Origin of the sequence: Halovivax limisalsi (genome assembly GCF_023093535.1) — an archaeon.
In the GTDB taxonomy this organism is placed as follows: Archaea; Halobacteriota; Halobacteria; order Halobacteriales; family Natrialbaceae; genus Halovivax; species Halovivax limisalsi.
Map to the genome: position 1 here is coordinate 16,738 of NZ_CP095757.1, position 21,377 is coordinate 38,114.

Annotated in this window: 21 protein-coding genes; 13 read left to right on the top strand and 8 right to left on the bottom strand. The window is 67.4% G+C overall.

The window, feature by feature from the left end:
- Positions 1-32: 32 nt before the first annotated feature.
- On the bottom strand, positions 33-2,027 hold the full coding sequence (locus MXA07_RS00095) for an AMP-dependent synthetase/ligase (protein ID WP_247730013.1): 1,995 nt from the start codon (positions 2,025-2,027) through the stop codon (positions 33-35).
- Between the two features lie 248 nt (positions 2,028-2,275).
- On the opposite strand from MXA07_RS00095, the gene MXA07_RS00100 reads away from it, so the two are divergent.
- On the top strand, positions 2,276-3,568 hold the full coding sequence (locus MXA07_RS00100) for a TIGR00341 family protein (protein WP_247730014.1): 1,293 nt from the start codon (positions 2,276-2,278) through the stop codon (positions 3,566-3,568).
- 133 nt (positions 3,569-3,701) lie between these two features.
- Positions 3,702-4,436: an archaellum stator protein ArlG gene (gene arlG, locus MXA07_RS00105; protein WP_247730015.1), complete on the top strand. Its 735-nt coding sequence runs from the start codon at positions 3,702-3,704 to the stop codon at positions 4,434-4,436.
- A 184-nt stretch (positions 4,437-4,620) separates the two neighbouring features.
- Here the strand turns inward: arlG and MXA07_RS00110 are convergent, their stop codons facing one another.
- Together MXA07_RS00110 and hemL are read right to left on the bottom strand one after the other, a co-directional pair.
- Positions 4,621-5,436: a DNA-directed RNA polymerase subunit epsilon gene (locus MXA07_RS00110; RefSeq protein WP_247730016.1), complete on the bottom strand. Its 816-nt coding sequence runs from the start codon at positions 5,434-5,436 to the stop codon at positions 4,621-4,623.
- A gap of 686 nt (positions 5,437-6,122) precedes the next feature.
- Positions 6,123-7,397, bottom strand: a complete 1,275-nt coding sequence (hemL, locus tag MXA07_RS00115) for a glutamate-1-semialdehyde 2,1-aminomutase (RefSeq protein WP_247730017.1) — start codon at positions 7,395-7,397, stop codon at positions 6,123-6,125.
- A gap of 164 nt (positions 7,398-7,561) precedes the next feature.
- Between hemL and MXA07_RS00120 the strand changes: the two genes are divergently transcribed.
- Positions 7,562-7,777: a hypothetical protein gene (locus tag MXA07_RS00120; RefSeq protein WP_247730018.1), complete on the top strand. Its 216-nt coding sequence runs from the start codon at positions 7,562-7,564 to the stop codon at positions 7,775-7,777.
- 177 nt (positions 7,778-7,954) lie between these two features.
- Here MXA07_RS00120 and MXA07_RS00125 read toward each other — a convergent pair whose 3' ends face one another.
- The gene (locus MXA07_RS00125) at positions 7,955-8,350 is read right to left on the bottom strand and encodes a winged helix-turn-helix domain-containing protein (RefSeq protein WP_247730019.1); all 396 of its coding nucleotides are present in this window, start codon (positions 8,348-8,350) and stop codon (positions 7,955-7,957) included.
- Positions 8,351-8,452: 102 nt separating this feature from the next.
- Here MXA07_RS00125 and MXA07_RS00130 point away from each other — a divergent pair, with 102 nt between their 5' ends.
- Together MXA07_RS00130 and MXA07_RS00135 are read left to right on the top strand one after the other, a co-directional pair.
- Positions 8,453-9,034 carry a DUF8170 family protein gene (locus tag MXA07_RS00130; RefSeq protein WP_247730020.1) on the top strand — a complete coding sequence of 194 codons (582 nt, stop codon included), beginning with the start codon at positions 8,453-8,455 and terminating at the stop codon, positions 9,032-9,034.
- Between the two features lie 150 nt (positions 9,035-9,184).
- On the top strand, positions 9,185-10,120 hold the full coding sequence (locus MXA07_RS00135) for a DMT family transporter (RefSeq protein ID WP_247730021.1): 936 nt from the start codon (positions 9,185-9,187) through the stop codon (positions 10,118-10,120).
- Positions 10,121-10,144: 24 nt separating this feature from the next.
- Here MXA07_RS00135 and MXA07_RS00140 read toward each other — a convergent pair whose 3' ends face one another.
- The 3 genes from MXA07_RS00140 to MXA07_RS00150 all read right to left on the bottom strand — a co-directional run bounded on the left by MXA07_RS00140 (position 10,145) and on the right by MXA07_RS00150 (position 12,437).
- Positions 10,145-10,858 (bottom strand): class I SAM-dependent methyltransferase, encoded by a 714-nt coding sequence (locus tag MXA07_RS00140; protein WP_247730022.1) that lies wholly within the window; start codon positions 10,856-10,858, stop codon positions 10,145-10,147.
- 142 nt (positions 10,859-11,000) lie between these two features.
- Positions 11,001-12,059, bottom strand: a complete 1,059-nt coding sequence (hemB, locus tag MXA07_RS00145; RefSeq protein ID WP_247730023.1) for a porphobilinogen synthase — start codon at positions 12,057-12,059, stop codon at positions 11,001-11,003.
- Positions 12,060-12,182: 123 nt separating this feature from the next.
- The gene (locus tag MXA07_RS00150; RefSeq protein ID WP_247730024.1) at positions 12,183-12,437 is read right to left on the bottom strand and encodes a hypothetical protein; all 255 of its coding nucleotides are present in this window, start codon (positions 12,435-12,437) and stop codon (positions 12,183-12,185) included.
- 104 nt (positions 12,438-12,541) lie between these two features.
- On the opposite strand from MXA07_RS00150, the gene MXA07_RS00155 reads away from it, so the two are divergent.
- The 8 genes from MXA07_RS00155 to MXA07_RS00190 all read left to right on the top strand — a co-directional run bounded on the left by MXA07_RS00155 (position 12,542) and on the right by MXA07_RS00190 (position 20,111).
- Positions 12,542-13,453 carry an MBL fold metallo-hydrolase gene (locus tag MXA07_RS00155; RefSeq protein WP_247730025.1) on the top strand — a complete coding sequence of 304 codons (912 nt, stop codon included), beginning with the start codon at positions 12,542-12,544 and terminating at the stop codon, positions 13,451-13,453.
- A 120-nt stretch (positions 13,454-13,573) separates the two neighbouring features.
- Positions 13,574-14,191, top strand: coding sequence for a GTP-binding protein EngB (gene engB, locus MXA07_RS00160; RefSeq protein ID WP_247730026.1), 618 nt, complete (start codon positions 13,574-13,576; stop codon positions 14,189-14,191).
- Positions 14,192-14,271: 80 nt separating this feature from the next.
- Positions 14,272-17,457 carry an ATP-binding protein gene (locus tag MXA07_RS00165; protein WP_247730027.1) on the top strand — a complete coding sequence of 1,062 codons (3,186 nt, stop codon included), beginning with the start codon at positions 14,272-14,274 and terminating at the stop codon, positions 17,455-17,457.
- A 90-nt stretch (positions 17,458-17,547) separates the two neighbouring features.
- Positions 17,548-18,030, top strand: a complete 483-nt coding sequence (locus tag MXA07_RS00170; RefSeq protein WP_247730028.1) for an Lrp/AsnC family transcriptional regulator — start codon at positions 17,548-17,550, stop codon at positions 18,028-18,030.
- A gap of 114 nt (positions 18,031-18,144) precedes the next feature.
- Positions 18,145-18,573 carry a HalOD1 output domain-containing protein gene (locus MXA07_RS00175; RefSeq protein WP_247730029.1) on the top strand — a complete coding sequence of 143 codons (429 nt, stop codon included), beginning with the start codon at positions 18,145-18,147 and terminating at the stop codon, positions 18,571-18,573.
- Positions 18,574-19,034: 461 nt separating this feature from the next.
- Complete coding sequence (locus MXA07_RS00180) at positions 19,035-19,283, top strand: hypothetical protein (protein WP_247730030.1); 249 nt, start codon at positions 19,035-19,037, stop codon at positions 19,281-19,283.
- Positions 19,284-19,390: 107 nt separating this feature from the next.
- Entirely contained in the window at positions 19,391-19,636 is a 246-nt protein-coding gene (locus tag MXA07_RS00185) for a PRC-barrel domain-containing protein (protein ID WP_247730031.1), read from the top strand.
- Between the two features lie 16 nt (positions 19,637-19,652).
- Positions 19,653-20,111, top strand: a complete 459-nt coding sequence (locus MXA07_RS00190; protein ID WP_247730032.1) for an NOB1 family endonuclease — start codon at positions 19,653-19,655, stop codon at positions 20,109-20,111.
- A gap of 86 nt (positions 20,112-20,197) precedes the next feature.
- On the opposite strand, the gene MXA07_RS00195 is transcribed toward MXA07_RS00190, so the two are convergent.
- On the bottom strand, positions 20,198-21,373 hold the full coding sequence (locus MXA07_RS00195) for a CPBP family intramembrane glutamic endopeptidase (protein ID WP_247730033.1): 1,176 nt from the start codon (positions 21,371-21,373) through the stop codon (positions 20,198-20,200).
- Between the last annotated feature and the right edge of the window lie 4 nt (positions 21,374-21,377).

A 21,377-nucleotide genomic window follows, 5' to 3' on the forward strand; every position in this document is an offset into this window, starting at 1 on the left:
TGCGCACCCCGGACTCGGACCGCGCGATACGTCTAGCTCTCGCGGTACATTTCCTCGATCCGATCCTCGAACCGATCGGTGATCGTCCGGCGCTTCTTCTTCATCGTGGGGGTGAGGAGGTCGTTCTCCTCGGTGAACTCGGTCCCGACGAGGCGGAACTTCTTGATGGTCTCGTAGTCCTCGAAGTGCTCGTTGACGCGATCGACCTCGCGCTCGACGTACTCGCGAACGCGCTCGTGCGCACAGGCGTCGTCCGGATCCGCGGGGAGATCGATACCCTCCTCGTCGGCCCACTCGCGGACGTGCTCCATGTTCGGGACGACCAGCGCGGCGACGAACTTGCGGCCGTCGCCGACGACCATGCACTGTTCGACGACCTCGCTGGCGGCGAAGCGGTCCTCGATGGGGCCGGGCGCGACGTTCTTGCCCGTCGAGAGGACGAGGATCTCCTTCGCTCGCTCGCGGAACTCGAGGTAGCCGTCGGGGCGGCGGTGGACGATGTCGCCGGTGCGGAACCACCGGCCGGCCTCGTCCGGGTTCTCGAGTTCACCCTCGACGGATTCGGGCGGCTCGTCGGAGAAGGACCGCTCGGTCGCGCCGGGGTTGTTCCAGTAGCCGTCGCTGACGTTCGGGCCGCGGACGACGAGTTCGCCCACCTCGCCGGGGTCGTCCGCGAAGGCGTCGTCCGTAATGACGCTCGGGTCGATCCCGGTCTGGATGTCGGCGACCGGCGGCCCGATCGTCCCGATCTTCGGCGCGGCCGGCGGGTTGACCGTCACGACGGGGGCGGTCTCGGTGAGGCCGTAGCCCTCGTAGATCGGCAGCCCCATCGCGTGATAGAGCGCGCAGAGCTCAGCCGAGAGGCTGCCGCCGCCGCTGATGAGCATCTCGATCTCGCCGCCGAGGGCCTCGCGGACGGTCGAGAAGACGAGCCTGTCCGCGAGTTTGCGCTTGAGTTCGAGGACGGTCCCCGGATCGTCGGCCTCGTGGTACGCGACGCCGACGTCGACCGCCCACTCGAAGATGCGCTCCTTCACGGCCGATTCGCTCGCCTGCTCGCGGATCGCGTCGTAAATCTTCTCGTACACGCGCGGGACGCTGGTCGCGCTCGTCGGACCGATCGCCGCGAAGTCCGCCTGGAGGGTGTCGGGCGACTCCGCGTAGGCCACGCTCGCGCCGCTGCCGAACATGAGAAAGTGCCCGGAGGTTCGCTCGAAGACGTGGGCGAGCGGAAGGTAGGAAACGACCGTCGTGTGCTCGTCGATCGACGGGACGTCCGGCGGCGTCTCCGGTTTTCGCGCGACGCGCTTTCGGATCTGCGTGACGTTCGACCGGAAGTTCCGATGGGTAAGTTTCACGCCTTTCGGCTTCCCGGTCGTCCCGCTGGTGTAGATCAGACTCGCGAGGTCGTCCATCGCCGGTTCGTCGATCCACTCCTGGTAGGCGTCCGGGTCGAAGACGTCCTGCCCGCGCTCGTAGACGTCGGCCAGCGTGTGGACGTCCGTCCGGGCGTGGTCGTCCGCGACGGCGTCCATCGTGACGACGAACGAGAGGTCGAGCTCGTCCTCGACCTCGCCCAGGCGTTCCAGCATGTCCTCGTTCTCGACGACGACGGCGTCGGCGCCGGCGTCGCCGAGCAGGTAGGCGATTTTCGAGGGCGAGGAACCCGCGTAGACCGTGGAGACGACGGCGCCGATCGAGAGCAGGGCGAAGTCCGACTGGGCCCACTCCATGCGCGTGTTCGCGAAGATGGCGACGCGGTCGCCGGGGTCGACGCCGAGGTCGCGGAATCCGGCCGCCAGATTCGAGACGATGTCGCGCATCTCGCCGTAGGTGAGCGTGCCCCACTCGCCGGGTTCGGCCCGCGGGACGACCGAGCCCGTCAGCGTGCGGTCGTGGATCCCGCCCTTGTAGTGCTGGGCCGGTCGGTCGGGGTATCGCGACGCGGCCGTCTCGAACAGCCGACCGAGCGTCGTCTCGCCCGTCACCCAGTCGTCGTGATCGCGCTCCGCTGCCAGCCAATCCATGTTCCGAAACCAGACGCTCACGAAAGATAAAGACCGATGATCGCCAAGCCGATTTCTGTCCGTTTATCGGGAGGCGCCGGGAAGTTGGGAATATTTCGCCCCATATCGGGATGAGAGTTTTTCTTTTCCGCACTATTCTCCCACGTTCACTGCATTCGACCGCAGGACGAGAAGTGGCGGCGGTCCGTCATCGGTACGGCTGCGGTCACCGACAGTTAAGCACCTCCGATTCGTCACCTCGAACGAACGTGCGTCTCGTACAACTGACGATTCCGGTCGGCTCGCGCCGGTCGGTGCTGTCGGCCCTCGACGACCGCAACATCGATTACGTCGTCTCCGAGGAGACGAGCAAGCGGGGGTACACCGCGGTCGTCTACTTTCCGCTGCCGAAACCGGCCGTCGAACCGATCCTCGACGAACTGGCCGAGCAGGGCATTCCCGAGGACGCCTACACGGTCGTCGTCGAGGCCGAGACGGTGGTCTCTCGCCACTTCGACGCGTTGCAAGCGGAGTACGAGGCGTCGAGCGTCGAGTCCGAGCGGATCTCGCGCCAGGAACTCCAGAGCGAGGCCCGGTCGCTGACGCCGTCGCGGGACGTCTTCGTGACGATGACCGTCATCAGCGCGATCGTCGCGACGGCCGGCCTGCTGCTCGATTCGGCCGCCGTCGTCGTCGGCTCGATGGTGATCGCCCCGCTGATCGGGCCCGCCCTCGGCGCCAGCGTCGGCTCGGTGCTCAACGACGAGGAGCTGTTTCACTCGAGCCTCCGCTACCAGCTCGCCGGCGTGCTCGTCGCCATCCTCGCCGCGGCCGCCTTCGCCGTCGTCGTGCGCGTGACGAACGTCGTCCCGCCGGGGCTCGACCTGACGAACGTCCCCGAGATCAGCGAGCGCCTCGCGCCGGACCTGCTCTCGCTCGCCGTGGCCCTGGGGGCCGGCGTCGCGGGCGTGGTGAGCATCTCGACCGGGATCGGCGTGGCCCTCGTCGGCGTCATGATCGCCGCGGCGCTCATTCCGCCGGCGGCCGCGGCCGGGATCGCCATCGCCTGGGGCGAACCGACCGCGGCGATCGGCGCGACCGTCCTCGTGATCGTGAACGTCATCTCGGTGAACCTCGCCGGGCTGCTCACCCTGTGGTACGCCGGCTATCGACCGGAGCGGATCTGGGACCTCGGCCCGACCGAAGAGCGCGTCCGGCGGCGGGTGGTTGGCCTCGTCGTGATCGTCGGCGTGTTCGCGCTCTTCCTCGGCGGGATCACCTACGCCTCCTACCAGGCGGCCACCTTCGAAGAGGCCGCGCGCAGCGAGGTCGAATCCGTCCTCGCGGACGACGAGGCCTACCAGTTGCTCGACCTGCAGGTCGAGATGGACGACGACCTGCCGTTTCGCGAACCCGAAACGGTGACCGTGACCGTCGGCGGCCCGCCGGGACAGGGTGATCCGGCCCTCGTCGCGACGTTACGCGAACGCATCGACGCCCAGACCGACGCGGACGTGACCGTCCAGGTCCGGTTCGTCGGCGTCATCGAGGGCGAAGCGTGAGCGGCCGCGACGCCGCCGTCGGCGACCCGTCGCGATCGCGAATCGGCGACCGCCGCAGCGTCATCAGAGTGTCGTCCCCCGGCCGGCAGGACTATACGCCCCGACGTCGCTCACTCACGAGAGTTGAGCGCCAGTGCGAGAATCGATCGTCCAGTTGGTCTTCTTCGTCGCCGTCGCCGCCGTGACGACGGTGTTCGTCGGCTCCATCGTCACCAACGCCGCCATCTTCGGCGGCGCCGTCGAGAACGCGGGCGAGCGCGACGCGACCGCGATCGACACCGAGATTGCGATCGTCAACGACCCGGCCGTCGACGCGTACGAACCGGCCGACGGCGGTGGAAACGGCGTCCTCACCCTCTACGTGAAGAACGTCGGTGGGTCGACGCTGGAACCGGCAGCCCTCGAGCCGCTCGTCGACGGCGCCTACGTCACCAACGTCACGACGACGGTCCGCGACGCCGATCGCTGGTACGCCGGCACCGTCCTCGAAGTCGCGATCGAGACGACGCTCGATCCGGGGGACCACCGCGTACTGGTCGACGTCAACGGACAGCGCGATCGACTCACCTTCGAACACCGGATCGCCTACTGGGGCGAGCCCGACAACGCGACGCTGCAGGACGGCGTCTGGGTCGCCGACAACGACACCGTCGACCTGCCGATCCTGACCGACCCCGACCAGCCGGACGAGACCATCGACCTGACCGTCAACGACACCGCGACCGCGACGGTCGATCCCGATCCGGTCACGACGGGCTCGGACGGGACCGCGGAGACGACGCTCTCGTTCTCCCAGACGGGGACGGTGACCGTCACGCTCGATTCCGGCTGGGACACCGACGAGATCGTCGTCCGGTGGGACGGCTGAGACGCCGTCTCCATCGAGAGCGCATCGGCCCCAGCGCTCGCGAGGAGACGAGACTTCGCCGGGAGAATCCGGCGCGTACGGATCGCCGCGTTCAGGACTCTCGGACGATCCGGTTGGCAGAACAGACGCGAGGGCAGCGCGGAAATTCCCGGGCGTGGACGAGCGAAGGGTCGATAGCGAACGCCTAGGACGACGCCGCGTCCGTGCCGACATCGGCGCCGCGATCGCCCATCGCCGGCAGGTTGGGATCGCGGTGCGGTGCGCGCCCGAGCGCCGCGCCGTGGAGGTCCTGCTCGTCGAGCTGTGTCTGGAGGACGCGATCGAGCCGGTTGAGACTCGTCGTGTCGAGGCCGTGGGCCTCCAGCAGGTCAGCAAACCGGGGATCCTCGGCCACGGACTCGAATCGGTCGTAGAGGGATTCGAGTTCCTCGGGTGAGCGCTCGCGGACCCACTCGCGGTCCTCGAGACCGAGACGGTGCCGGCGCTCGTGGTCGACGACGTAGCGGATGACGACCAGCGACACCTTCGGGACGGCCCGCTGACTGCCGAAGGCCGTCAGGTCGAGTTCGGTGACGATCCCGAGGACGCGGTCGCGCTCCCAGCGCGAGAGCGAGCAGGCGTTGGCAAGCGCGTGGGCGATGCGGGCCTTCTCCAGGCGGTGCATCCGGGCGCTGTGACCCGCCATCGCGGGGTGGCGCTCGTCGTGCAGCCGGCGGACGGTCTCGTCGACGTCGCCGCCGGGCTCGTCCGGGCGGCCGATGAGGGTCGCGCTCGGCGTGGTGACGTCCCACCGCCGGGTTCGTTCGTCCTTGACGGCGTCCAGCCGGGAGAGCGATCCGTCGCCCGGGCCGGTGCTCACCGGTCGGTCGTCGGCCGGGTCCATCCGGCGGCGAGGGCCCGCGGGCGGCGGGGAGTGATGGTCGACGACGCCGTGTCGTCGGTCGTCGGAATAGCCGGCACCGTCGTCTGACGGACCGGACGGTGGCTGTCCGTCGGTCATCGCCTCCTCGTACGGAACGGGGAGGCAAAAGGGTCGGGGTTCACCCAACGACGGTGAACCCGCTTCGCTCACTACGAACCGTTGTCGCCAGAGCCACTTAAAGGCGGATCGGGTACCAGCAGCGACGCGACGGTCATCGACAAATCGGCACGTATCCTTGCACAGTGTGACAGCGCAACCGCTCGCCGGTCGGCATCCCGGAAGAAGCCTCACTACGAACCGTTGTCGCCAGAAGCACTTAAAGGAAGAATGGATATCAGTACCGATCCGAAGACTGGCCACAGGCGGAGCGGTGATCCGTCTCCCAACAGTGACGGCGCGGATGCTCGCCGAACAGTGTTCCCGGAAGAAGGCTCACTATGAACCGTTGTCGCCAGAAGTACTTAAAGAAACGCCGGTACAGCGGATGGGGAGCCTGGGGGAGGAGCGCTGCCAGGCCGGGGTCCCGGCAGAACGTGGCGATAGTCAAGCGAGGCTGTTGCATCGAGTGGCGATGAACCGCAGAAGAAACTCGCACCGTTTCGCATCGATGAAACCGACTGGACGACGGAGACGCGGGGCTCGCTCGAAAACGGGTCGCCGGAGAATCCCTCTACTACGAACCGTTGTGACGAGAACCACTTAAAGGTCGCAGCGCCACGTCGGCACCTGCTCCCCCAAACCGGCGCCAGCGGACTGGTCCCGGCTCAGAGCGCTTCCTTGTAGGCTTCGAGGGTTCGGTCGACGTCCTCGTCGGTGTGGGCGTGGCTGACGAACTGACACTCGAACTGGTTCTGCGAGAGGAAGATCTCCTCCTCGAGCATCGATTCCCAGAAGATTCGCCGCCAGCGGTCGGTCTCGCCGCGCTCGACGTCCGCCGCGCAGGTGGGTTCCGTCCCGTCGCGCGTGAAGAGGACCTTGAACATGCTCGCGGTCCCGGCGACGGTGTACTCGGGCGCCTGGTCGGCGACGATGTCTTCCAGTCCGCTCCGGAGTCGCTCGCCGAGGTCGTCGACGTGCGCGTAGACGTCGTTCTCGGCGGCGTAGGTGAGCGTCTCGAGGCCGGCGGCCATCGTCACCGGGTGGCCGGAGAAGGTGCCCGCCTGGAAGACGTCGCCCGCGGGCGTGAGGTGCTCCATGATCTCGGCCCGACCGCCGACGGCGCCGACGGGGAACCCGCCCCCGACGATCTTCCCGAACGTCGTGAGGTCCGGCGTCACGTCGAAGCGACCCTGCGCGCAGCCGAGGCCGCCGACGCGGAAGCCCGTGATGACCTCGTCGAAGATGAGGAGGGCGTCGTGTTCGGCGGTGATATTGCGGAGGAACTCGTGGTAGCCCTCCTCCGGGTGGACGATGCCGTAGTTGCCGAGGATGGGCTCGGTGAGCACCGCCGCGATGTCGTCGCCGTGGGCCTCGAAGACCTCCCGCATCGCGTCGCGGTCGTTGAACGGGACCGGGAGCGTGTGCTCGGCGAACGATTGGGGGATGCCCGCCGAAGAGGGGCGCGGATGTTCGGCGTCGCCCTCGACGAGCGTCGTCTCCTGGGCGCCGTGATAGCCGCCCTGCATCACGACGATCTTGTTCCGACCGGTGTACCCCCGCGCGAGGCGGACCGCCGAGACGGTCGCCTCGGTCCCGGAGTTGACGAAGCGGAGCTGTTCGACGCTCGGGACGTGCCGGGTCACGAACTCCGCGAGTTCGATCTCGACCTCCGTCGGCGCGGCGTACATGGGTCCCTCGCTGGCCCGGCGCTGGACCGCCGCCCGCACCGACTCCGGCATGTCGTGGCCCAGCAGCAGCGGTCCCAGGCCCATCACCCAGTCGACGTAGCGGTTGTCGTCGACGTCCACCACGTGGCCGCCGTCGCCCTTGTGGACGAAGAACGGGTACGGTTCGACCGCCGCCCGGACGGCGGAGTTGACGCCGCCCGGCATCACGGAGAGCGCCCGGTCGTACAGGTCGCGTGATCGATCGTGCTTCATACGCGCGGGTTGGCCCTCACCCGGCAAAGATGTACCGAGGTTCGTCTGACCTCGACCGGGAGACGGAGATCGGGTCCGATTGACCGACGAACAGTCGAGGAGTACCTGCGTCACGAACGGAAAGAACCGGAGCACACATGTCGGCCATCCGTCTGGTGGCGAGTATGTCCGACCGGACGCCGCTCGGGTTCGGCGCCATACTGGTGATCGGCGGTTCGCTGTCGGCGGTCGATCATCCCGTCATCGACTGGTTCAACCGCTGGGTGAAATCAGTCGGAACGAACCAGCGGCCGTCGGAGATCGAAATGAGTCGACCGTCGGTGCTGGTCGGACGGGTAGTCGGAACGCCACTCGTCGTCGGTGGCGCAGTCATCGCGTGACGGGGGTTCGTCGGGTGAAGAGCCGGTCGAGCGCGAGCGAGACCGGTTCGCGTGAGCGATGGTAACTCAAGACAGCTCGCACCAAATCCTGCCGATGCGATTCGCCACCACGTTGAACCGGTTACGTCGTCCGCAGCCGAATTCAGTGACGGATCGGTTCGCGGCCCGAACGATACATTACGGCCTGGGCGCCTCTTCGGCCTCGATAATCTCGTCCGGCTTCGAAACGGTTGCGTAGAGTTCTCGCCAATGGGCTTCGAGAAAGACGTCGTTTTTGTCGAACAACTCCCGCGCACTCTCGGTGAGCCGATAGAACGTTCTCGGCTGATCTCGCTTCACCGCTTCTTCGGGGAGCGTTTCCGTCTCGACGAGTCCCGCGCTATGGAGTTCGTCGATGTGTTCGTAGATTGTCGACCGGTGGAGCCCCGTCATGAATTCGAGTTCTTTCATCGACGGGAGACCCTTCGGGTGGGCGACGATGTTCGAGACGATATCTCGTCGAGACGGCGCCGACAGCGCGTCGACCACGTCGAAGAACGCGCTGTTTTCGGCGGGCGGAATAGATTGGGACACACCTTGTCGTTCGCGTTCGAGCGGTAAAACTATGTTGGCGACAGCCAACTTGGTCGGAGCGGATCCGAATGCTCATGTTGATCGCGTTTGGAAATGATCGCTATGGGTGACAGTGAATTGCATCGGTTAATAGACGATACGAGGCGCTACTCGGACCGGGACGAGCTCGAAATCGAGGAGTACCGTTCGCTCACACGAGCACTCAACGAGGATGTCCACGACGTGATCGTCGCAGATCGATCGTTTTTCGTTCTAGGAAGCTACAACGACGAAGAGAAAACTCGCCTCGAACGTGCCCGGGATCGGTTGTTTAACGAGGGTCACGCCTTTCTGATGGACGATACGTATGCCGCCTGGGAGTACTGGACCACCCAATTCAAGATCTATGCCGATCGTGCCACTCATATCGTCGGGATATACGAACATACGGATGGTGGACACGAATGGGAGGCGGGATATCTCGATCACACGGAGTACCGATCGAAGACGTATATTCTGAAGCGGCGATATCCAGAACTGGACCCTCGTGAGGAACCGTTCGACGGCATGATGGCCCATTACATGCTTCTTGCAAGTCGGCGGGACCAGTTGATCGAGTGGGACGGTGCGGCCGACGCACCCATGCATCAGCTCGACGCTGCACTGGATCGCGCGATCGATTCGTTTCTCGACTCGATCGACTGACCCGGTCGACACCGATATCGCTGACTGCCACTCCGTCCGTGCGTCGGCCCGTGTCGTCGATTCTCAGCGCAGGATTCCGGAGTCTGATCCTGTTGAGACGTCTCATCACGATGGGAATCCGTAAGTCGGTCCGACTCGAACGACGCGTCCATGAGCCGTCGCAGCGCGCTCGGGTTCGTCCTCCTGGCGGTCGTCTGGGGGAGTTCGTTTCCGGCGGTGAAGGTGGGCGTCGAGCACGCGCCGCCGGTGCTGTTCGCCGCGTTGCGCTTCGACGGGATCGCGCTCTTCGTCCTCGCCGTCGCCGTCCTCGCCGGCGGGCGGGTGCTCCCCGGCCGGGCCGACCTGGCCGGGATCGTCGCCGGCGGCGTGCTCGTAGTCGGCCTGCACAACCTCCTGTGGTTTCTCGGTCAACAGTCCGTCACCAGCGCCGTGGGTGCCGTCGTCATCGCGACGGTCCCGATCCTCGCGGCCGGCTTCTCGCGCGTGCTCCTGCCGGACGAGCGAATCGGCATAATCGGACTGGCCGGCCTCGCGCTCGGGTTCCTGGGGACCGCGATCGTCGCCCGGCCGACCGGCGCCACGCTGTCGGGACCGCACGCGATCGGCGTCGGCCTGATCTTCGTCTCCGCCGTCGCGATGGCGCTCGGCACGGTACTCGTCCAGTCGACGCGAAGCGACCTGCCGGTCGCCGCGATGCAAGGCTGGATGATGGTCCTCGGCGCCGCCGTGATGCACGCCGCGAGCCTCGGCCTCGGCGAGACCCAGGCCGTCGCCTGGACGCCCAGAGTCGGGCTCGCGCTGGCCTACCTGGTCCTGATCGCCGGCACCGTCGGCTACCTGCTGTACTTCCACCTGCTCGACGCACTCGGCTCCGTGGAGCTGACCCTGGTCAACTACGTCATCCCGGTCGTCGCCGCCGCGACCGGCTGGCTCGTTCTCGACGAAGGGATCGAGGTGACGACGGTCGTCGGCTTCGTGGTCGTCCTCGCCGGCTTCGCCCTCGTGAAGCGACGCGCGCTTCGGTCGCTGCTCCGGCGATACGGCGACGCGAGGCTCGCGGAGCCGACCGGGTCACAGGACGACTGACGGGTTCCGTGACGAGTAACGGAATCAGCGGACCGCGACCGGACTCGCCTCGATCCGGGTGATGATACCCAGGACGTGCTCGTGGACGTCGATCAACGGAAGGCCCGCATCGCGGACGAGTTCGACGGGGTCCTGATTCCACCGACAGCCGTGCTTCTCGTAGTGGGCCTCGGCACGCCAGTCGAGGAAGCGATCGATCGGTCCGACGTCGCTCCGGCCGTGTTCGAGGAGGAGAATCCGGCCGTCCGGCTTGCAGACCCGTTGCATCTCGCGGAGCGCCGCCACGGGGTCGGGAAAGGTACACGTCGACAGCGCCGAGATGACGGTGTCGAAACTGTCGTCCGGATAGGCCAGTTGCTGGGCGTCCATCCGGACCAGCTCGCCGTCCCGATCGAGCCGATCGAGTTCACGCCGTGCCGCCGCCAGCATCTCCGGACTGATGTCGACGCCGACGAGATCGGTCGAAACGGGGAGAAACGCGAAGTTCGTCCCCCCGCCGCAGGCGACGTCGAGGACGCGACCCGCCGCGTCGCCGAACTGGCGGCGCCGGTACCGGCCGGTGAGTTTGCGGTCGAGCCAGCGCATCCGCTCCATGGTGTCGGCCTGGTCCGCGTAGATCGACGCGATATCGGATGCCGTCTTCGGGTGATCGGTCGGCGCCCGCGCGCCCGCCCCGACAGTCGGCGCCGTTTCCGCCGGCTCGCTCGCGGTCTCGTCCGAAGAAGCTTCGTTGGTCACGACGGATCGCTCTCGGGTGTCGACTCGCTCCCCGGCGGCAAAAACGCACCGACTGGTCGGACTAGTTACAGTAGTCGGCGACGGCGGCCGCCCGGTCGGAGGATGGGCCCTCGCGCTCCCGTCTCGTGGAGACGGCGCCCACTCACAGCGAGGCGGCGACGTCCTCCGCGAAGTAGGTCAGGATCAGGTCTGCACCCGCGCGCTTGATCGAGAGCAGCGATTCGCGGGCGGTCTCCTCGAGGTCGAGCCAGCCGTTCTCGGCCGCGGCGTGGAGCATGGCGTACTCGCCCGAGACGTTGTACGCCGCGACGGGGTGATCAAACTCCCGGCGGACGTCCGCGACGACGTCGAGGTACGGCAGGGCGGGTTTGACCATCAGCACGTCGGCCCCTTCCTCGACGTCGAGGGCGACCTCACGCCGGGCCTCCCGCGCGTTCGCGGGGTCCATCTGGTAGTGGCGGCGGTCGCCGAAGGCCGGGGCGCCGTCGGCGGCGTCGCGGAACGGGCCGTAGAAGGCGCTCTCGTACTTCGCCGCGTAGGACATGATCGGGACCGATTCGAACCCCGCGCGGTCGAGGCCCTCGCGGATCGCCCCGACCATGCCGTCCATCGACGCGCTCGGGGCGACGACGTGCGCACCCGCTTCGGCGTGCGAAACGGCGATCCGGGCCAGCGACTCGATGGCCGCGTCGTTGTCGACGGTGAGCGCGGGTCCGGCATGGTCGTCCGGAGCCCCCACCGGCGGCTCCGCCGTCGTGTCGGCCTCGGCCGACCGAGCACCACCGCCGCCGTCGGCGTCCAGCCCCTCCTCCAGCGGGCCACAGTGACCGTGATCGGTGTACTCGCAGAGGCAGACGTCGGTGAAGACGGTCGCGTCGGTCTCGGCCGTGATTCGACGAACCGCCTCCTGGACGACGCCGTCTTCGGCCCAGGCGCGGGTGCCCGCCGGGTCCTTCGATCGTGGGATTCCGAAGACCATGACCGCCTCGACGCCGGCGTCGCGGACGTCCTCGACGCGGGCGACGGCGTCGTCGATCGGGACGCGGTCGTGGCCGGGCATCGACTCGATCGGGCGGCGCTCGTCGGTCGTCGCGTCGACGAAGATGGGGGCGATGAAGTCCGCGGGCGAGAGCGACGTCTCCCGCACCAGGTCGCGGACGGGGTCGCTTCGCAGTCGACGCGGTCGATGCGTGAGGTCCATGTCCGAACGAAGGGAGAGACGGCGCAAAAAGGCCCCGCTCTCCGGATTGCTCGGCGAAGCTCGTGCCCACGAACGGATCCGAACGCGCAAGCGCAGGTTCTCGCGGGAGTCGCGCCGGCCCGATCAGAACCGACCGCCGACGCGGGTGAGGACCCACCGGCACCGACTATCGAGACCGGCGTCCTCCGTCCGGCTCTCGTCGGGGTCCGCCTCGGCGGGAATCGTGGTCCCACAGTCCTGGCACGTGAGCGACCCGCCGACGGCCGACTCGACGTAGACGGTGCGCTCGTGGTCACAGCCCTCGTCGCCGGGCGGGCCCGTCGCCGTCCGCCCGCGATCGGGGTTCTCGCGCACGTCGGTCGTGTACACGGTTGTCACACTGTTCGACGGTACCACATATCAGTCTTTCCCTGAACGAGACGCGTCCAGGTACCGCATCGACAAAACCAGCCTTTTTGCGCTCTCGGACCGCCTCTCGGCGTATGGCAATCGGAGACGTCGAGCGGGTAACGATCGGCGACTGCACGGATCTCCACTCCGTCGACACGGGCATGTACGGGACGGCCGAGTACGGTTCCGTCTACATCGTCGACGACGAGCGACCGGCGATCGTCGACTCGGGGATCGGCACGAACTACGAGCGGATCCTCGACGCGATAGAGGCGGTCGGGATCGACGCCGAGTCCCTCGCGGTGATCGCGCTGACGCACGTCCACCTCGATCACGCCGGCGGCGCCGGCTTCCTGGCCGAGGCCTGTCCGAACGCGACGGTCTACGCGCCCGAGCCCGGCGCTCGCCACGTCGCGGATCCCTCGCGACTCGTCGAGGGAACCAAGGCGGCGGTCGGCGACCAGTGGCGGTACTACACCGAACCGAAACCCGTCCCCGAGGCGCGCCTGGAGACGTACGACGACGGCGACGAGATCGATCTCGGGGCGCACTCGCTCCTCGCGCACGCCGCGCCCGGCCACGCGCCGCACCACTTCGTCTTCGAGGACCCCGCGAACGACGCGATCTTCACCGCCGACGCCGCCGGCATCTGGGTGCCGGCGATCGAGGAGGTCCACCCGACCTCGCCCCCGCCGCAGTTCGACCTCGAGACCTGCCTCGCGGACGTCGAGACCCTGCAGTCGCTCGATCGGTCGACGCTGTGTTTCGCCCACTTCGGTCCGCGCGAGACCGGCGACGTCCTCGACGCCTACGCCGAGACGCTCTCGGGATGGGTCGACGCCGTCCGCGAGAAACGCGCGGAGCTGGGCGACGACGAGGCCGTGATCGAGCACTTCGCCGAGGCGACAGACATGGACGCCGTCTGGGGCACCGAGAAGGCCCGCGGCGAAGTGAGCATGAACGTCCGCGGCGTCCTCGCGTACCTCGATCGGGAACGGGCGTGACGACGAGTGGACCGACGGACGATCGACGTCGAACCGGTCGACGGAGCGTGCCCCGCTTCCGATCGGCGCCCCGTCGCCAGCGTCGCGGGACTTATCAGCGCCGGCCGTCCATCGACGGGTATGTTCGAGGGGCGTCCGGATCGCGACGCGGAAGTGGTCCTCGTCGGCCGATCCAACGTCGGCAAGTCGACGCTGATGCGCGAACTCACCGGCCACGCCGTCCCGACGGGCGGGAAGCCGGGCGTCACCCGCCAGCCCAACCACTACGACTGGGCGCCCGAGGACTTCGTCCTCACCGACCTGCCGGGCTTCGGCTTCATGAGCGGCGTCGAGGAAGAGCGACGCGAGCAGATCAAGACCGACGTGGTTCGCTACCTGGAGACCTACGCCGAGCGCCTGCTGGTGGGCGTCATCGTCGTCGACGGCAAGAGCGCCGTCGACATCATCGATCGTCACACCGGTCCGGATTCGATCCCCTACGACGTCGAGATGTTTCACTTCCTGCAGGACCTGGGGGTCCCGACCGTCGTCGCGGTCAACAAGATGGACAAGGTCGACGACCGGGACGAGCGCCTCGACGAACTCTGCGACCGCCTCGGGCTGGTGCCGCCGTGGCAGCAGTGGCAGGACACGATCGCGCCGATCACGGCCAAGCGCGGCTCCATCGACGCCCTCACCGAGGCGGTGCGAACCCACCTCCACGAGGCGGGCCGGGACGACCTCTTCAAGTTCTTCTGAGAAGCGATCCCCTTGAGGCCACAACAGTTTCGTCCGTCGGGCGAATGTATTCCCTACGAACCGGCTCGACCCCCGTACGCATGCTCGACCACTCACTCGAAGATCGCCTCTGCCTGTACCTCGCGTCGGTCGAAGACGGGACCGACGCGGCCACGGGGATGACGAGTTCCGAACTCGCGACCGCGCTCGGACTCGGCACCACGACGGTAGCGGGCCGAATATCGATGATTTCCGCGCTCACAACCCTGCAAGACGAGGGGTTCGTCGAAGAACGGCGAGTCGACGCAGGGAAGACCCGCGGAGAGCGGTCGGTCTATCGCCTCACCGAGTCCGGTCGAGCGCGCGCCGGCGAGTTTCGCGCCCGAATCGAGGATCAACCCCTGCGGGTTCGAACGTCGCACGGAGACGTGCTTATCCCGCTTCACGCCGTCGATTCGTACCTTGACGCGAACGAGGCGCCGATGGCGAGCGCACTCTCGGCCGCGACGGAAGACGGCGTCCTCGTTCTCGAGGACGAAATGGGCGACGACGCGTTCGTCGATCGCGAGGCCGAACGGGAGTGGCTACGGACGCGCTTCGAGCGCGCGAGCGCTGAGGGGGCGGTGACCGCTCGCGTGTCCGGAGACGCCGGCATCGGCAAGACGAGTTTGCTCCGGGCGTTCGGAGAAACGGTCGAATCCGACGGCGGGCTATTCCTCATGGGTCGGTGCATTCGAGACGTCTCCGAACCATACGGATCGTTTCTGGAAGCGCTCGACGGCCATCCCGAGTACGGACCGGTCGATCGCATTCGAACCACCCTCGAGGAGGTGAGCGGCTTCGATCCGACGGTGAGCGGTGACTTCGAGGACGAGCGACGGGCCCGGTTCGCGGAGATCGCGACGATGGTCCGCGAGCTGGCCCACGATCGCCCGCTTGTCCTCTGTCTCGACGACGCCCAGTGGATCGATCACTCGACCGCAGCGCTCGTCGGCACGATCGCCGAACGCGTCGAGACGGCTCCGCTGCTCCTCGTCATCAGCTATCGATCCGGTGACGTCACCGCGGACCATCCGTTAGCCACCGTGTTCGACGAGCGATCCGCGGACCACCTCGAGATCGAGCCGTTCGATCGGGCGACGACCGGCGAACTGGTCCACCGCCTGGTCGGGACGCGGGCCGTCCCCGATCGGTTCGTCGACAGCGTGTTCGACCGGCTCGGCGGAATCCCGCTGTTCGTCGAGGAGTGCGTCAGTTCCCTCCTCGAAACCGGCGACGTCGATCCCCGGATCGGGGTCTATCCCGACGGCCCCGACGAGGTGCGGATACCGGACGACGTCGAATCGTCGATCGTGACCAGAATCGACGCGTTCGGTGCGGAGGCTCGCGAGGTGCTGGCGATCGCGAGCGTCGTCGGGGAACGGATTCACCCGCACGTGCTCGAGGCCGTCGCATCGCTCGATCCCTCCACGGTTCGGACGTACGTCGATCTGCTGGTCGACGCGACCATCTGGGACCGAACCGACGACGGCAACCGACTTCGATTCGCCAGTCCGGTCGTCCGGGAAACGATATACGAGACCATCGAACCGGGCCGTCGCGAGACGCTCCATCGAGCGGTGGCCGACGCGTACCGAACGCTCGACGATCACGAACCGAGCGAGGAGCGTGCGGCGACGATCGCCAGACACTACCACGAATGTGGCGAACGCGAGCGAGCGATCGAGTACTACCTGCAGGCCGGCGACCACGCCGAGTCGGTCTACGCGCTCGAGCTCGCGACGGAGACGTACGAACGCGCCCTCACCTGTGCTCGCGAGCGGGACGACGAAACCGCCGTCCAGGACATTCTCGAGCGAATGGGCGACATCTCCCACACGCTCGGCGACTTCGGGGACGCGCGGAAGCGATTCGAGTACGTCGCGGAGCGAACGACCGATCCCGAAGTCGTCCAGCGCACCTGTCGCAAGCGAAGCCGGGCCCACTGGCAACAGGGCTCGCACGACGAGGCGCTCGAACTGGCAAACCGCGGGCTCGAACTCGTCGACGAGGACGGCGCCGCGCCGACCGAGGAGTGTCGACTCCGCGACAGTCGGGCCATGGTTTTCTTACAGACCGGCGAGGAAACGAAGGCGCTGGAGGAGTACGAGCGAGCGCTGGAGGTGGCGGAGGAAATCGGAGACGAGACCGAACGGGCCCGCGCCCTGCAAGGTATCGGGTCCGCGAAATTCCGCCTCGGAGAAATAACCGACGCCGAAGAACCGATTGAGACGGCGATCGCTACCTGGAAGAACCTCGGGAACGAGCACGAACTGGCGACCGCCTTCAACGCGCTCGGGGCTGTGCGGATGCGAACCGGCGACGAGGCGGGTGCGGCCGACGCGTTCACCGACTCACTCGAGCGGTTCGAGGAGATCGGCCACAGACGCGGTCAGTCAACCGCCCTGAACAACCTCGGCCTGATCACTGACCTCCGGGGGGACCCGAAACGCGCCCGCGAGTACTACGAGGACGGCCTGGAAATCGCCCGCGCGCTCGACGACGCGCAGAACCAGGCGAACCTGCTCATCAACCTCGGTTCGATCGACGTCGAGCTGGGCCGGCTCGATGGAGCCATCGAACACAGCCGGGAGGCCATCGAGCTGGCCGAATCGATCGGCGATCGCGGCGGGCTCGCAGCCGCGCTCGACGTCCAGGCGGGCGGTCGGTACTATCGCGACGAACTCGATGCCGCGCTTCGGTACGCGGAGCGCGCACGCGACGTCGCGGCGGAAACAGACGACAAGTCCTGTCAGGCCGACGCCAACTGGCGTATCGGGTATATCAGCCGTGAACGGGGTGCGGTCGAGACCGCCATCGAGGCACACGAACGCGCGCTCGAGCTGTCACGTCGTTTCGGAAACGAACAGAAAGCGCTCGAAAACCGCGAGGGGTTGATCCTGGCGAGGTTGGCCGACGATCCGTCGGCGGCGTCGGAACACGTCGAGGCGATCGAGCGCGGCGAGGACCGCGCCGAATTGTACGCGGTGGCTCTCGGTCCGTACTATCACGCGACCGGCGACCACGAACGCGCACTGGAACTCCTCACCGAGGGTATCGAAGATGCAGTCGACGCGGAAAAGCGGCCGACGGAAGCGGAATTGCTGGTCGAACGAGCGCGGGTACGACTCGAGTTGGGCGAGCACGACGCGGCGAGCGAAGACGTCGAGCGGGCCCGGGCCATCGCGACCGAGCACGGCATCGAACTCGTCGCGACGCGCTGTCGATCGCTGCTCGAGTCGATGTGACCGGTTCCCCGGAACGCGATCGGGAACCGGTCGGGCGGGCGACGGCGGAACCGGCCGGCGTTTCTTACGGAACGGCGACGTACCGTCGACATGAGTCAGGATCACCTCGAGCTCGACGGGATCGACCGCGCCATCCTGCAGGCGCTCCAGGACGACGCGCGAAACAACTCGACGACCGACATCGGGGAGACCGTCGGCGTCTCGCACTCGACGGTGAGTTCCCGAATCCGTCGACTCGAGGACGAGGGCGTGATCGCGGGCTATACGGTCGACATCGACTTCGAACGGGTCGGGGTCAACCCGGTCCAATTGCTCGTCTGTCGGGCTCCGGCGGACGAGCGCGAATCCTGCGCCCGCGAGGCGATCGAACTGGACAACGTCACCGACGTTCGGACGGTGTTGAGCGGCGAGCGGAACCTGCACGTCACCGCCGTCGCGCGCGAGATCAGCGAACTGGCGGACGTGGTCGAACGACTCGAAGAACTGGGCGTTAGCGTGGTCGACTCGGGCCTCGTAAAGAGTACGTACTACCAGCCGTTTTCTCACTTCGGCGAGGACGCGCTCGACGAGTGATCGAGTCGACGCGCGAGCGGTCCGCGACGAGCGGTGTGAAAGAAAGGTTTCTACCGACGACCTGGACCGAACGCTTCCCCAGCGTTCAAGGCCATTCGCGCGATACCACGGCCGATGGAATCGTCGACCGATACCGCACCGAGCATCGCCGTCGTCAAACAGATCGCCGCGGTCGAAGGCGTGCGGCCGATTGACCTGCAACCGCCGCTCCGGCACGTCCTGGATCCCGACGCCCTCGATCGACTCGTCGACGGTGGGGACGCGTCGACGTCGGTCGCCTTCGAGTATCTGGGCCACTCCGTTCGGATGGACGGTTCCGGTGAGGTCATCGTTGACGGCAGCGAGACGACCGCCGGGCCCGTCGGGATCGACGGGAGTACGGTCGACGATCGAGGGGAACCCGAGGACGTCACGCGCGGTGCCTCCGATCGCTCGCCCGGCCACGGCCGAAACGAGCGCTCGACGGCCGAACGGCCCGATTCGGTCGGCGATGGACGCGAGCCGACGGCCGACGATCGATCCGACGCACCGACCGACGATTAGCGAGGTTCGTCCGGGACGGCCTCCGCGGCTACTCACCGAGGCCGGGACGATTCGCCGCCCCGCTTCACGCGGGCCGCGGGGCGTTTTCGGGCTCCGTATCCGCCCCGATCCGGTTACCCTCGTTCGAAGGCGTCGGGCTCCCGCGATATCCGCTTCATCCGACGGAGCGGACCGAGACGCCGCGTTCCGATCGAACGAACCGGTTTTTTCGAATATCCAAAGGTATTATATGTTTCTACATAGTCGTGATAATTGCACACGATACGATCGGGTAGCAGTTACGTCGAATCTACCGGTTCGCGACAGATCGAGGGGATTGGGGCTGCTCGCGGTCGTTCTTCGTACCTCCGTGCCATGTATTCGAACTCATTCGCATTCGATCCGCCGTCGGATCGGCCCGTCGACCGTTTCGGGCACCGAGAGCGGTCGCCGACCGAACGCTCGGGTGGGGGGCGATGGCGATGACCCCCGGTCCCGAACGGGATCGTCCCGCCGACGAACTGCTCGAGTCGCTCGACGCCGACGACTGGGCGAGCGTCGAACCGCAGGAGCTCGCGGCCGTCGATATGCGCGACGTGCCGGACGAGGCGCTCCCGACGGATCGACGCTGTCCGCACTGTCATTGGCCCGTGCTCCAGGTGACCACCACGGGGCCGCACGACCACCGACTGCGACCGTGCGGCTGTCGCGTCGCGTCGCCGGAGTGGTGACGGCCCGTTCCACCCGCGGGACGCCCGACCGACGGGCGACCCGGCGGCCGGTCGAGGCGTCTGACAGTCCCGTGGTGTTTAATAGCGATTAACCTGAAGGGGCGTGCATGAGTGACGTACTCGCGGAGAACCTCTCCGGCAAGTCGGTGATGGGCGCCGACGGCACCGAACTCGGACTGCTCTACAACATCACGATGGACCTCTCCTCGGGCCAGCTCTACGACCTCGTGGTCGAACCCGACGAGGAACTCCCGACGCGGGGCGTCGACTTCGACGTCGACGAGCGCGGCCGGTTCCAGATCCCCGTCTCGCGGGTCCAGGCCGTCAAGGACTACATCGTCGTCGACCGCTGAGGCCCACTACTTCTGCATGTACGTTCTGGACTCGTCCGCGTTCATCCACGACTTTCACACGACCGAACAGACCGCGACGATCCCGCTCGTCCGCGAGGAACTCGAAGACGAAAGCGCCTACCGCTACGACGCGATGGAGGGCTCGGGGATGCACATCCACATCCCGAACGACGAAGCCACCGAGACGGTACTTCGAGCCGCCCGCGAGTCGGGCGACGCCGACGAGCTCTCCGAGACCGACAGCCGCCTCGTCGCGACGGCGTTCGAACTCGACGGGACGCTCGTGACGGACGACTACGCGATGCAAAACGTCGCGGAGAAACTCGGCGTCGCCGTCGAGTTCATCGCCCGCGACGGCATCACCGAGCAGCGCGACTGGCAGTTCCAGTGTCGCGGCTGCGGACGGGAGTTCGAGGAGCAGAAGGATCGGTGTCCGATCTGCGGCAGCGAGCTGACGCGCAAGAACCCGACCTGAGGCGCCAGCAGGGCCGATTCGACCACCGCCGCTCGGCCGGGTCAACCCGATCCACCGATCGACCGACGCCGAAAGCGCGGCGCAGCCTATCCCACGAGGGAGGCGTACGCCGAGAGGTAGACCGCCGCGTTGTAGCAGCCGTGGACCAGCGCCGGCACGAGGAGGTTCTCAGTCCGTTCGTAGATCGTACCGAGGAGCAGCGAGAGGACGAGGACCATCCCCAGACTGACGAGCGACTGGCCGACGGAGCCGCCGGCGTAGGCCGAGACGTGTACCAGCGCGAACGGGACGCTCGCGACGACGACGGCGCCCGCTCGGGAGAAGGGTCCGTACAGCGACTTCTGGACGACGTTCCGGTAGAGCAACTCCTCGAACGGGCCGACCACCACGATCGAGGCGACCGCCAGGACGAGGAGCACTTCGGGCGCCTCGCTCGCCCCCTCGAAGGTGCTGTGAGCCGCGCTCTCGGTCCCGGTCGCGCCCAGCAGCGCGCCGATGGCCAGCGCGGCGCCGACGATGGCGACCGTCCCCGCCACGACGTAGCCGAGGTCCCGGAGGGTGGGGATCGACAGATCGACGAACGAACGATCGCGCTCGGTCCAGACGAGAAACGCCCACGCGGCGAATCCCAGGCCGAGAACCGTCCCGGCCTGCGAGAGCAACGCTCGCTCGGTGACCGCGAGTTCGGTCGCGGGCGCGCCCGTCAAGAGGGGGACGACGGTGGTCGCGAGCAGGACCACCCAAACGGTGATCGCGAGGTAGCCGGCGACCGCGACCAGGCTGTAGCGGACCGTCGCCGAGAGCCGCCGACGCAGCCCGTCGTCGGTGATCCCGGTGACGAACGCGACGCCGCCGGCGACCGTGAGCGCGGCGCCGAAAACCGCGAGCACCAGCGACGGGACGGCCTCGATCGGCGGAATAGGGACGGCCGCCGTCCGGCCGTGGGCGAGTCCGTAGACGGACAGCAGCGCGAGCAGCAGCCCCGACAGGCACGCGACGGCGCCGCCGACTCGTCGCGACAGGGCCGCCCAGCGAACGCCGATAGCGGCGCCGACGGCGGATGCACCGAGACCGACGATCGCAATCGCGAACGGGTCCGTTGACCCGGCCACGAGCGGCCCGCTCGCCCCGACGAGTGCGATCGTCGTCGCGGCGAGGGTCGCGAGATCGACCCGGTCGCGGGAAGCCGAAGTGACGCGCGTCGGAGACGCGTCGGCTCCGTCACCGGCAGCCGTCGCCCGGCCGGGCGATTCGTCGGTCATGCCT